Annotated in this window: 10 protein-coding genes; all 10 read right to left on the bottom strand. The window is 27.0% G+C overall.

The genetic code is table 11. The features are described 5' to 3' along the window. Window positions 1-9 precede the first annotated feature (9 nt). The 10 genes from BN854_RS03455 to BN854_RS03410 all read right to left on the bottom strand — a co-directional run bounded on the left by BN854_RS03455 (window position 10) and on the right by BN854_RS03410 (window position 12,882). Window positions 10-792: a DUF1295 domain-containing protein gene (locus BN854_RS03455; RefSeq protein WP_026658506.1), complete on the bottom strand. Its 783-nt coding sequence runs from the start codon at window positions 790-792 to the stop codon at window positions 10-12. A 12-nt stretch (window positions 793-804) separates the two neighbouring features. Next, on the bottom strand, window positions 805-2,574 hold the full coding sequence (locus BN854_RS03450) for a DAK2 domain-containing protein (RefSeq protein ID WP_026658497.1): 1,770 nt from the start codon (window positions 2,572-2,574) through the stop codon (window positions 805-807). A gap of 12 nt (window positions 2,575-2,586) precedes the next feature. Then, window positions 2,587-2,991 (bottom strand): DUF2177 family protein, encoded by a 405-nt coding sequence (locus BN854_RS03445; RefSeq protein WP_026658489.1) that lies wholly within the window; start codon window positions 2,989-2,991, stop codon window positions 2,587-2,589. 119 nt (window positions 2,992-3,110) lie between these two features. Next, window positions 3,111-4,478, bottom strand: a complete 1,368-nt coding sequence (locus BN854_RS03440; protein WP_026658482.1) for an APC family permease — start codon at window positions 4,476-4,478, stop codon at window positions 3,111-3,113. A gap of 24 nt (window positions 4,479-4,502) precedes the next feature. Then, entirely contained in the window at window positions 4,503-5,714 is a 1,212-nt protein-coding gene (locus BN854_RS03435; RefSeq protein ID WP_026658476.1) for a GNAT family N-acetyltransferase, read from the bottom strand. Between the two features lie 181 nt (window positions 5,715-5,895). Next, entirely contained in the window at window positions 5,896-6,705 is an 810-nt protein-coding gene (locus BN854_RS03430; RefSeq protein WP_026658468.1) for a hypothetical protein, read from the bottom strand. Beyond that, window positions 6,705-7,988: an AAA family ATPase gene (locus tag BN854_RS03425; RefSeq protein ID WP_026658460.1), complete on the bottom strand. Its 1,284-nt coding sequence runs from the start codon at window positions 7,986-7,988 to the stop codon at window positions 6,705-6,707. Before BN854_RS03425 ends, BN854_RS03430 begins: the two co-directional genes overlap by 1 nt. A gap of 267 nt (window positions 7,989-8,255) precedes the next feature. Next, window positions 8,256-10,046, bottom strand: a complete 1,791-nt coding sequence (locus BN854_RS03420; RefSeq protein ID WP_026658452.1) for a hypothetical protein — start codon at window positions 10,044-10,046, stop codon at window positions 8,256-8,258. 8 nt (window positions 10,047-10,054) lie between these two features. Further along, complete coding sequence (locus BN854_RS03415) at window positions 10,055-11,551, bottom strand: hypothetical protein (protein ID WP_026658445.1); 1,497 nt, start codon at window positions 11,549-11,551, stop codon at window positions 10,055-10,057. A 2-nt stretch (window positions 11,552-11,553) separates the two neighbouring features. Then, window positions 11,554-12,882, bottom strand: a complete 1,329-nt coding sequence (locus BN854_RS03410) for a diguanylate cyclase domain-containing protein (RefSeq protein ID WP_026658439.1) — start codon at window positions 12,880-12,882, stop codon at window positions 11,554-11,556. Window positions 12,883-12,896: the final 14 nt, after the last annotated feature.

Below are 12,896 nucleotides of genomic sequence, written 5' to 3'. Positions count from 1 at the left end.
TTTTAATATTTATTTTTTAGGAAACCATGGAATAAAGATAGATGTCTTTTTAGCATATTCTTGATATTCAGCATGATCTCTATATCTTTTTTCTAATAAAGGTACACCACTTACAAATAATAATAACAATGTCATAATAATTGGACTAACAATACCATATATCACATTGATATTTAAAGTAGCTAGTGAGATTACAAAGATTGACCACCACATAACTACTTCACCAAAGTAATTAGGGTGTCTTGTGTATTTCCATACACCAGTTTGAATAATTTTTCCTTTATTGTTTGGATTTTTAATAAATCTTCTTAATTGAGTATCTCCTACAACTTCAAAGAAATATCCAATTAACCAGAAGCATACACCTACTCCTAATAATATATATTGTAATAATTCATCAACTTTTATATCAAAATATAAAGTTAATTGAATTGGCATTGAAACAACATATAATATAATCGCTTGTGTTAAGTAGACTTTAAAAAAGGCTTTAGTTTTAAGATGTGTTTTCCATTTTTCTCTCATTTTAACATATCTAAAGTCTTCTTTTTTATTCCAGTTACGTATAAATAAATAGATTCCTAGTCTAAGTCCCCATAAAAGCGTTACTCCAACTATAACTAATGATAATAGACTGTAGTTATTTTTGTAGATAAGTCCTGTTAAGGCAACTACTACAAAACCTAGTCCCCAAAAAATATCAATTAAACCATTATTCTTCTTTACTTGACCAATGATAAAGGCAATTAAAAAGAAGACAAATAAAGCAATTCCAGTTACTGCAAAAAACATAATCAATTCCTCCTATTTTTTAGTTATATATGAAACCGCAATCGAACCTATTCCTGAATTCATTGCGATAACAGATGATATTTCTGTAATATAATTGGGTTTAGTTCCTATAATAGAAATTAATTCTTTTTCATATTCTTTAACTCTATCTAATGCGTCTGCATGGACGATGTTATAATAAATAATTTCTTTTTCTTGGTGAACTTTTCTAATCATATCCAAAAGCTTTTGATTCGCTTTTTTAATAGAAAATGCTTTATCTGTAATTTCACCAATACCTTCGTTATTAATTTTAACAATTGGTTTAACATTTAACAATTTAACTAATAATCCTTTAGTTTTTGTTAGTCTACCTGATCTCACCATGTATTTAAGATTTTTAACGCTGACTAAAATTTGTGATTTTAGAATATCTTTTTCTAATTCTTCTAATATTTTTTCTTTACTCATTTTATTATCAATCATTAACGCTGTTTTTAAAACTAATAGTCCTTCAGCACCTGAGTTACGTTTGCTATCTACTAAAGTCACTTTATCTAATTTTAAATTTTTTACCACTTGGCTAAAAACTTGATATGTCCCACTCATTTTACTAGAGACGCTAAGAATAATGATTTCTTTGTAATATTCATTTAAGAATTTTAGTAAATTTTCTATCACCTTGATATTAGGTTGACTTGAAGATGGATAAAAATCTTTTTCTTCCATGTTTTTATAAATCTTTTCATTAGTGATACTTAATTTATCAAAGTATGTCATCTCATTAATAGTAATGGTTGCTGGTAGTACATGTATTTGATATTTATCAATTAGTTCTTTTGGTAAATCTGCAATAGAATCGGTTACTAAGGCAATATCGTTTTTTCTTTTATTCGCAACTTCATATTGTCTTTTCATATCATCTATTTTTTGTTCAACAATTAAACCCTTTTGACTGAGCGTATTAAATACTTTTTCTGGATTGTCACTATGAATATGAACTCTAATGTAATCACTTGTATTAGCGACTACTAATGAATCACCTAATTGGCTGAGTTCTTGTCTAATTTCACTTGCGCTCATTTTATGATCGTTTTTAATTAATGCTTCTGTACAATATCTAAAACTAGATTTTTCAATATGCCCTTTTTGTTCACTTATTTCAGAGATATATTCTTTAGAGAGTTCTATTTCAGTTCCTTCTAAAGCCTTTATAAATCCTTCAATAAATAAAACAAATCCTTTAGCACCTGCATCAATTACTTTATTGTCTTTTAAGACTTGTAATTTTTCAGGTGTTTTATCTAACTCAATTAATAATTCTTCATAGCTTTTATTAAGTAAATCAGCGAAATTAGCTGATTTATTCAATAATTTTTTTACAGTTTGAGAAAAAATTCGCATCAGTGTAATAATGGTTCCTTCTACTGGATGTAAAATCGCCTCATATGCTCTTTGAAAAGCTTCTTCTAACCTTACACTAAATTCTTCCATAGTAATTTGATTACTTCTTGCTTGTTCAGAAAAACCTTGTATATATTGAGCAAAGATAATTCCTGAGTTACCTTTAGCACCATAGATTGCTGCATTAGAAATTGAATTTAATGTATCATTTAAGTTATCACTTTTTTGTGCTTTTTCAATAATAGATGCCATTAATGATGCTAAGTTATTACCTGTATCACTATCAGCAACCGGAAACACATTTAAATCATTTAATAATTTTTTTTCTTTAATAACATTCTTAGCAGCAAGTATAAATGATTGATATACTAAATCCGTTGTTAATACTGTGATTTCCATAAGTTACCTCTTTTATTTTGTTATAAGTTTGTATAAATATATTGTAATAAGACTTGTTACAGAACCTAGGGTTGTCCCCCAAATAAGATCAATAATCGTTATTTTAAGTGGCCAGTCTTTTAATGTCGCTAGATTAGTTAAATCATATGTTGCATAACATACTAAGCCAAAGACCGCCCCTGTTATCATGATTCTTAGATAACTATAATTGTGTTCAACTGAAGGCATTAAAATTAAATAAGTCATTCCTGCAATAAAGATAAAATAAAAGATGATTGCTGCAGCCCAGTTAACTTTTTCTTTCATTAAGAACCCTATTTGACTTTGATACAAATTTCTTGATATTAAAGCTAACCAAATAATATCAATTACAAAAAATACCAGAACCGAAATACCAAATAGTTTTAAAAAGCTCATATCTGTTCTCCTTTAATTTTATAAAAATATTTTACAGGTCTTATTAAATTAAAAAACATGCTATATGTATTATTGTAGCATGTTTCCTATTTTAATGCGTTTTTCTACTCAATTATATTTCACTTAATTTTATCTTTTTTATAAAAAACTCTTGCGATAATAATTGAAATAACAATGATAATTAAAATATAGGGTATTCTTTGGTGAATCGTTAATGTTTTGTCCACTAAGGTAGTATATAAAACATTAAATGATGCATAGATTAAAAAAAGTGATCCTAGGATTGCAAGTCCTGGAATAACAAACCTTTTAAAAAAAGATAATTCTTTATAATTTTTCATAATATTAAAGTATATAACTAAGTAGAATGCATATAAAAAAGCAATTGATATTTCATCTATATTAGCTGAAACTTTATTAAAACTAAGCGCTAAAACAAAATATAAGAAAAACAAAAAGGTTAATATATATGCTAAAATGCCACTTGCTATAGATGTATTTGTCTTTTTATTTAATTTTTTAAAGACTTCTGGTTTAGGTCCTTGGTTTCTAACCGCTAACGAATACATTCCACGTGTAACTCCCATTGTAAGACCATTTAATACTCCAAGACAACTAATAAATATAAATAGTAAAAATAACTTTCCCCCTATTGGATTATTGAAGAATAGTTTAGTAAAAGCATTTTCAACTATGCTTTGATCATTTGCTGACTCTAAAATAGCCTTAGAACCTATGATTGAAGTAATTCCTATGTTATAAATAACATAACAAACAATTACTGTGATACAGCCTATAATAAGTGCTCTAGGCAGATTTTTCTTACTATTTTCTACCTCAGCATTGACTGTTGTAGAAATAATCCATCCCTCATAAGCAAAAGCTGCCGCTAGTAAAGCATCAAAGAATTTGATATTCTTTGTCTCCGCAATTTCAACAATTACAGTAGTATCCGACTGAATGCCTATAACAATTCCTATTGTCCCCATAATCAAGATAGGAACTAATTTAATAATAGTTGTTGATACTTGAAATTTTCCTGCTATTTTTGGGGCTGCTATATTCACTAAAAAAGATAGTGACATAAAAATAACTCCCATATAAATAACAAACCATGAGTTTTCTACTCCTACTAGTTGCCTAAAAAAACTTGCAGATAAATAGCAAAGTATCGCGCCAATTATAGGAAGATAAACAAAATTTAAGTAAAACCCTGCATAATAGGCACCCTTAGATCCTACAGCATCTTCTATATAATCTATAACACCATTCACTTTTTCTATTTTAGTCGCTGCTAACGAAAAAGAGTATGCAGATACAATCATTATGATTCCTACAATAATAAAGACTAATGATGAAAGTAAAATGTTTCCTCCTGTATTTCTTAAAATTGATATATTTTTAAGAAAAATCCCCGATCCCATAACAATTCCTATTACTAATGAAATTGTTGTTAGTAAATTATATTTTCTTTTTAGTTTTTCCATAAATGCCTCTCTTTGTTTTAAATTTTAAAAATAGTCTGAAAAATAAGGTTCTTGTTGTTCAATTGCATCTTCTAACATATCTATTGTTTCATCACTAGCAACAATTCTTCTAATTTGTTTTAAGTATTCAGGTCGTTTATAACCTAAAAGCATGGTAGTAAGTGACTGTATGTCAATTGAGTCTTCTGTCTTTATATTCACTTTTGTTATTTTAGCTTTACCTTTTTTTGTAATAGTTAACTCAAATGTTCCTGTATTCCATTCTAAAAGGGGATCTTGTAAGTTGAAAATCCATTTTCTATCATGTGTATCTTGTTTAAATGGATAGGCTTCAATAAAATCTGTCACATCAACAATTCTTGCCATAAAATATGGTGAGATGGTTTCTTTAATATCAGCATCTTCTAATAAGAAAGATAAGAGTTCATTTGTATAAGTATCACCTTTAACTTTGCTAATCATAGAAAAGTGTGCACTAATAAAATTCCATAAAGCAGTTCTAGCATCTTCATTTAGGAAAAACATTTCTTTAATATAAAAGATTTCGTTATCTATATAATAAATCAATGCCCCTTCTATTTTTTCTTTCTCACTATAATAAATAGCTGCCATGATATCTGGTCTATCCCAACGGTAATACTCACTCCAAGCGATATCATCTCTTAAAAGAGCACCATGAGTTTGCATAGAAAATGACTCATAAGCTTGTCTTATTTCTTCTCCTTCAGGATCAACTCTAACAACATCTCCTAAGACTTTCTTATATTTAGGTAATTGGTAGTCACTAATTTCATAACTTATTTTATTTGAAATGAGTTCCCATCCTTTTTTTCTATAGTATGGAATTGAATATGGGAATAAGTAAGCGATCGTTTGTTTTTTGTCTCTCATTTCAACTAATGCTTGATAGATGAGTTTTTGCATAAGCCCTTTATTTGAGTATTCTGGAAAAGTACCAACTCCAGTTACTCCTGCCATTTTAAAGGTTTTACCATAAATTCTAACATTAAAGTCGTAAATAGCAATTTGAGAAACTAATTTATCTTGATCAAACCATCCAATAACATTTGATTTTTCAAGTGCTGGTGTTTTATCTTTTAGTATTTCATCTTCTTGCCAACCAGTCTGTGTTAAATCTCTATTAGTCACTTGAAATACATATCTTAGTAATTCGTTATATTGGTCTAAATATTCAATTGTAACTTTTTTCATTTTTAAAGAATGTCTGATTGCCATATTGTAAACCTCCTACTATTACATAAATTTTACCATAATTCATATATATATTATATTAATTTAAATCTTTTGTATTTTAAAGAAAAAACAAGCATAAAATATATACTTGTTCTTAAAGTTGTCATACTTACTCTTTACATAATAAATTAACAAGTGGAATGTTAAGTTCATCATAAAAGAACTATTTAGTAATACTCATATAGAAATCATTAATAATTCCCACTATTCCATCTAGATATGAAAAAGACCTATTTCTATTTGCTACAAACTTATCTATACCATTTGCTAATAGTTCTGAATTAAATTCTTTTAAATTTTGTAGTAGTTTTTTATTAACTCTATCAAAACTACAGTTAAATATCATTCTATCATGTGAATAAGCTCTGCTTAAAAGTACATTTGTGAAATCTTTTACTTTTTCTGTTATTCTAAATTTTGTTTTTTGGTTAATATAAGCAATACAATCTTGCTTGTTAGAAATATTAATGCTTCTAAGTTCTTCAGTTGCTATACATCCTAATGCTATAGGATACTCTATTGATGGAAAACTGGGAATAATTAAGAAAGTTATTTTTTTATTTTGATTAACTTCTTTAAATTTAATATCAAAATTCCTAATAGCTGTTTTAACTCTGTTTTCATTTGCTTCATTTTTTGAGTCTCTGTAATCATGGTAGATATCAAAATCATGTAAATATAAAACATAGTCTCCTTTATAAAAATAGATTTGATTACCGCTTGTATTGGTATAACTCTTTTTTTTATTAACTGTTTTAATAATATAATTTAAATCGTTATTGGGTTCACTAGAAACATTAATATCGATAAAACTTAAAATATCTTCTTTAATATTGAGCCTAGTCATCTCTTTATTAAATAATTCAATTAAATCTTTTTCAGTTACTCTGCCTTCATAAAATACATGGATTCTTTTAGTTGTTCTAATCTTGTTATTTTTGTATTTTTCAACACTGTTAATAAGATCATTCATTAAAAACCATCCTTATCATTAATGCTAATATTAGGAAATTGGGTGAGTCTATGATTTTCATAAAAATTCTTCCAACTATTTCTACTATCGCTTCTTAAATCTTTAAAAGTAGTTAATCGTTCTATTGTTGTTGAAAAATCTTTAGTATCTCTTTCTGCAAAAAAGTGCAGTGGTTTAAATTTGACTTCTTTTAAGTCTAGCATTTCTAGATCGTGAGTAACAAAAAGGAATTGGTGAGTAATAAATTCTTTTGCGAGATACTTAACTAATTCTTGAGCACTTTTAGAGTGTAAATCATTTTCAAAATCATCAATAATAAAAACTCCTGAATCAATGTTGTAAACTGAGAATAAAATGTCTAAGGCTCTTTGCGTTCCTTTTGATTCTTCTTGGTAATTTAATCCATTTTGATCGTGCATAATTTCTAAATTATATTTTTGTAATTCATAAAATGTGTCTATTACTTTTCTAAGACTTTTGTTAATTTGTTCATCAGATTCATCAAAAAAAGAACTATATTTACTGTTAAATTCTTCACGATTTATATCTTTTTCTTCAACTTTAATATCTGAAATAGTTAAATCAAATTTTTTAATTTTACTTTTAATTTCATTTAATTTTTTAGGATTATTTATTAATTGCTTAATACTCTGCGTTGAATTAAGTTTAGTAAAGTTAAAATATATTTTGTTTATAAAGGAAAACACATTATCTATATGTGCTTTTATATTAATATTAGATATTTCTATTTCTTTACTGAGGGTTCTTAAAATGCTGTTTTTTTCTAATTTATAAGTTTTTAATCTCTCTAATTCTGATTGATTCAAATTTAAAAATTGATCTTCTAACTTTGAAAAAATGATTATTTCCTTATCATCTTCAATATATTTCAACTGCTCATCATCAATTATTTCTTTATTAACATCATAACTAACTGAGTATCTATATTTTTTTTGGTTGTTTACAAACAATAATGTAAAAAAGGTTTTACTTTCTAGAACTTCTAAAAATTTAAACGGCTTAATGATCAATTTCTCAGACTCAGATGTTTTATTGTTATCTGATATTCCTAATTTACATAATGCTTTTAATGCATCTACTATACTACTTTTTCCTGAACCATTCTTTCCATATAAAAAATTAAGCCTTGTAACTAATTGTCCTTGTTCTTTTTTTACTAATGCTTCAAACTTAGGTTGAACTTCACTTTTTTCAGTTGTAAAGTCTAATATTAATAAATCTTTAATTGACTTATAGTTTTTAACAGCAAAACTTAAAATCATCGCAAATACCTCCTTGGATAAAATATCCATCACTAATAGTATATATGTTCTTAGAGCTTTTGTCAAATTTTTGTATAGTTTATTTACTAATCTAAAAACTAAATCGCTTGATTAATTTTCTTTTATTATTTAACTTAAATATATTATCAGATAAGTTTAAAAGAAAAAGCAAGGACCCTCATCCTTGCTCTTTCGTATATTAAGACTTTTCATATGTATTGTATCATAATTAAACTACTTTTCAACTAGATAATAAGGCTCTTTTGTCTAGTTTTGTTTATTGTTTTTAGAAACTTTCTTTTTTTGTGCATCTATTTTTTCTTTATATGCCTTTAATTTATTATCTTTTCTCACTTGAAGCATTTCTTTATCTCTTAATTTTTCTTTTGTTGCCTTAACTCTTAATCTTTCTTTTTCTTTTTTAAGTTTTAACGCTAATTTTTCTTTCTCTTTTTGAAGTCTTAGTTTTTCTTTTTCTTTATACTTCTTCAAATCAGCATCATACTTAAGTTTAATTTCACGGTACTTAATATCTGTAAGTACTTTTTGTTTATTAAGTGCTACTTTTCTATCTTTATTTAATTTCTTTTCATACTGAGTTTCTTCTTTTTTAGTTTTCTTTTGAATTTCTTCAATTTGTTTACTTGTTACAGAAGTTAATTCAGCTTGTAATTCATTAATCGCGAATTCTTGACGTTTGTTGACCTCATCAATCCATTTGTTTTCAAGTTCTAAGGACTCATGATACATTTGTTCTTTAAGCTGTCTAGCAGCCTTTGCTACATCGTATCTCGTTTTTGCCTCATCATAAGCTTTAACTGGATCTTTATACATAATAAGTTGTGAGAAAACATCACTGTCTTGATTAATCTCAAAGTAGTCTTGGTATATTTGATCAACTAGTTTATATTGTTCCATTAAAACTTGTTTAACGCTTGTTTGTTGAGGGTTCTTATTATCAATAATTTGTTGGTAATGTTTATTAAATAAGGTTCTAGCTTTTCTTAAATAGAATTCGGTTGCTTCTTGTGGTTCTATATCATGAATAGGGATATTAGTATCTAGATTACTAGCATATGTTAATTCTTCTTTAGCTTTTTTTAATGAAGTAAATAATTTATCATCTGTTATTTCACTACCTAACTCACTGTAAGTAAAGATTGTTGAGAATAATACAAGTAAGCTTTGGTTAAGATGATTGTAGTATTCTTGGGTAAATCTTTTTTGTTTTGTTTCTGTTTGTAGTTCATAATCTAAGATATGTGTTTTATCTAAGTATAACCAAAGCATATAGGCATTTCTAAAGTCTGGGTTCTTTAAGATGATTTGTGTTTTCATAATAGGCGGTTTAACTTTTTTATACTTTTTCATTACTTGCATAAATTCACTGTTAATTAATCTAGAGACAAGTTGATAGAGTCTTTCTGTTCTTTCTAAAACACTTTTATTATGGTCATCTTCTTTATTAGAATCAATTGTTTCTTTGGCTTTAAGATTTACTTCTAATTCATAATCTGCATGATTAAACGAAAAATCATTTGATAATTCAAATGTTGTTTCTTTAAATCCATGCATTTGTTCTTTAATGACTTTAAGACGGTTATATAAATAATCTTTTAATCTGAAAATAAGTGTCATAATAAATCTATTTTCATAGATTCCATATTCTATTTCAGATAATATGTTTAATACTTTTTCTGGGATGATTTCATCATCTTCGTTGATTTCTTTGATATATCTTGTATTTTGAGTTAAGTGTCTAATAGATTCTGGATTAGTTTTTCTAGTTTTTTCAATTGGTAAGATTTCACTTTCATATCTTAAAGTCGATTTAAGATTTCTAGTAATTCTATCAATACTAGGAAAATAAGCTTCTATATTTTTTAGCCACGCATCATCAAATTTTTTATATTCAAAATGTTGTCTTTGTTTTCTTTTGGCACTACCTTCTGTTAAGGCATCATAAAAAACTTCTGGAAAATCTAAATTAAGTTCATGCTCTTCAATTGAATTACTTACTTTTTCTAAGAATAATTCTGAATCATATTTACGTTTCATAATTTAACCTAGACTTGTCTTAAGAATTTATTGACTAATTTCTTAGTTTCAATGAGTTTATCTTTTCCAAATAGTTTATCGCATAAAAGGAGAAGGTCTTGTAATTCTTTTTGTAAGAATGGTAAGTTAAGTGTTTCAAACTTACGGATAATTTTACGAGCAATAATATAGTCAATTCCAGTTACTTCTTCTTGTCCACAAGCCATGAAGACTGGGACAAAGGTATTAAGTTGTTTCATAATACGATTACCAAATGTAATCTCAAACTTTTCAGTAATATATGTGTCTAATTTTACTAATGCATCTAAATTACTAGGTGAAATAAAATGGTTTTGTTCTGCTTGAGTAAATAGGTTTTGTAAGTAGTCAAAAGAAAGGTTCATTGCCTTAGTTTCAGGGGCATCAAATCTTTGTGCTTTATCATTCATTTCAATTGAAGCTGCTCTATCATATACTTTATCAGTAATTGCAAATGTTGAGTCATCTTTATTAGCTGTTCCTATAAACCAGATGTTTTGAGCAATTTTAATTTTACCTTCTTTAAGTTGAACTGGATCCCCAACAATTTGTTCAGGGATTAAATCTAATAACCATTCATCAGGATTTGGAAGTTCAAGTAATGATAAAAAGTCAGCGAAATAGTATTCAACTCTGGCAAGGTTCATTTCATCTAATACGATTAGATTAATATCTGTTCTATAGAGTGATTCATAGACTGATCTTAAGAATTCAGTTTCATTGAATTTTTTAGTAAATTCATTTAAATATCCCATCATTTCAAATCTATCACGCCAAGATGGCTGAACAGAAATGATGCTTGAATCGTGTGAAATAAATTTACCAAAGGCATATGGTAAAGAGGTTTTACCAGTACCTGAGATACCTTCTAGAATCATTGTTTTAGATGTGGCCATACCTGCTAAGAAGATAGCAATCGTTTTTTCAGTATAAAATAGTTTATGTTCATAAGCTGAATAATTTCTAAATCTAGTGACTAGTTGAGGTAAACTTAATTTTTCTTCTTCTAGCATAGGCGTTGCTAGAACACTATATTTATATTTTTCATCAATATTAGATAATTTAACAAATCTGTTGCCTTTTTTATTTTGAGCTTCTTTTTTAGATTTAGGATTTGAATTAAAAATAGATGAGTTTTTTGCTTGAATAGAACCATTTTTTAGTCTTAATTCAAGTTGATGTTGTCTATGTAATAAATCAATCTTATCTTGTTCTATTTTAGTAAATCTTATATATCTTTTAATGATTTGGTAAATCACTAATAAGAGTAAAACTACTACTACAAAAAAGATGGTAATAAACATAATTGATAATGCCCAGTCTCCTGCAGTGAAGTTTTTTGATTGTACGTTAAAATCTTTGAAATAATTAATTGGGTTTCCTATAAATAAGTTATAGATACCTTTAAAAAATCCAGATAAAAGAGCCCATAAGTCTTGTGAGAGTTTTTTGAAAAACTCAATAAACCATTGTGAGAAATGTTCCATAATTATTTTTTAACATCCTTTGCTCTTTTTTGTGATTTTCTATCGATAAATAAGGTATTTTTAGAAGATACTTTTGAGTATAATGTAGCATGATAATTTTCTAGATATACTTTATCTAGGTTTTCATTTGATGATACTAAAATATCTAAATGATTGAATTTAGCAAAATATAATAGTTCATCTAAAGCATCTTTATTTTCATCAATGAATTTTTTAGTTAAGTTGATAATGGTTGCATGATAGCTTTGAATGCTGTGGTATATTTCAGGTGAAATATTTGTCACATTATAAGCAATCGTCATACCTAATTCTTTTAATTTTAAGATGTTTTCTACAACTTTTTGCGAAGCTATAATTTCACTTTCCATTAAACTAACAGTGATTCCTTGTGGGTCTATTTCGTATGCTATGCATAAGTTTTCAATTGCCTCTGCAATATTTTCAGATTCAAGAGTCTTAAGTAGCACTGGTATTTCTAATTCATCATTTAACTTTTTACTTGTTATTTCTTTAAAAATATTTTCTATTAACCAAAAGTTAACCCATCCTTGATCTTTTAAAGGGATTTGTTTTAAGAATTCTTTTTCTTCTAAATGATTCACTTTTACTTTAAGTGTATAGTTTTTCATTTCTTCTGTTGCAAGCATGTAGGTATCATATAATTTGTATTGAGTAGTTGTTAAGCGTAGGTTTCTAACAACTGTTCTATAATCAATAATAGAGGTCGCAACATCTTCATCATAATAAACAACTTCACCTAACTGACGTTTAGATTGTACTAATGCCATCATTGCTTTATCCATTAATTCAGTATACGTATTTGTTTTATCATTGATGGCAAATCCTATACTGATATTTTTCTTAATAGCAACTGCGTTTTTAATATATAGATTTTCATTAGCAGCATCCTTCATACTATATGCTAATAAAAGAAGATCTAAAGATTCTTCTTTTGGTATGTATATAGCAAATAAGTCTCTTTGAGGCGTTTGAGCTAATTTAGCACCATAAGTAAGGTGCATACTTACGTTTTTAGCAAGTTTACGTAAGTATGCAGTTACCATATAGTTTGAATATTGTTTTGCTAGTATGTCTAGATTATTCACATGAAGTAAGATAATTGAAAAATCTTCTTCTTGTTTTAATTGGTACTTAACAAAAGGCATGAAATGTTTATATTTAACGACATCATTCATAGTAAGCATTTTTGTTTTTATCATTTTGATTCGTTGTTTTTTATACAGTAAGATGAAGATAAAGATAAGGACAGCTAATACAACTACTGTTGATAGACTTATAATCATTCTTTCTGCATAGGTTAGATATATCATTATTTTTCTCCTTT

This window comes from Alteracholeplasma palmae J233 (genome assembly GCF_000968055.1).
GTDB classification, from domain to species: Bacteria; Bacillota_I; Bacilli_A; order Acholeplasmatales; family Acholeplasmataceae; genus Alteracholeplasma; species Alteracholeplasma palmae.
This window is presented reverse-complemented; position numbering and strand designations above follow the sequence as displayed.

What these genes read in the sequence shown, in the direction of transcription:
- BN854_RS03420 (WP_026658452.1), bottom strand. Translation starts at nt 10,046, where the DNA reads ATGAAACGTAAATATGATTCAGAATTATTCTTAGAAAAAGTAAGTAAT.
- BN854_RS03415 (WP_026658445.1), bottom strand. Translation starts at nt 11,551, where the DNA reads ATGGAACATTTCTCACAATGGTTTATTGAGTTTTTCAAAAAACTCTCA.
- BN854_RS03430 (WP_026658468.1), bottom strand. Translation starts at nt 6,705, where the DNA reads ATGAATGATCTTATTAACAGTGTTGAAAAATACAAAAATAACAAGATT.
- BN854_RS03450 (WP_026658497.1), bottom strand. Translation starts at nt 2,574, where the DNA reads ATGGAAATCACAGTATTAACAACGGATTTAGTATATCAATCATTTATA.
- BN854_RS03410 (WP_026658439.1), bottom strand. Translation starts at nt 12,882, where the DNA reads ATGATATATCTAACCTATGCAGAAAGAATGATTATAAGTCTATCAACA.
- BN854_RS03435 (WP_026658476.1), bottom strand. Translation starts at nt 5,714, where the DNA reads ATGGCAATCAGACATTCTTTAAAAATGAAAAAAGTTACAATTGAATAT.
- BN854_RS03455 (WP_026658506.1), bottom strand. Translation starts at nt 792, where the DNA reads ATGTTTTTTGCAGTAACTGGAATTGCTTTATTTGTCTTCTTTTTAATT.
- BN854_RS03425 (WP_026658460.1), bottom strand. Translation starts at nt 7,988, where the DNA reads ATGATTTTAAGTTTTGCTGTTAAAAACTATAAGTCAATTAAAGATTTA.
- BN854_RS03445 (WP_026658489.1), bottom strand. Translation starts at nt 2,991, where the DNA reads ATGAGCTTTTTAAAACTATTTGGTATTTCGGTTCTGGTATTTTTTGTA.
- BN854_RS03440 (WP_026658482.1), bottom strand. Translation starts at nt 4,478, where the DNA reads ATGGAAAAACTAAAAAGAAAATATAATTTACTAACAACAATTTCATTA.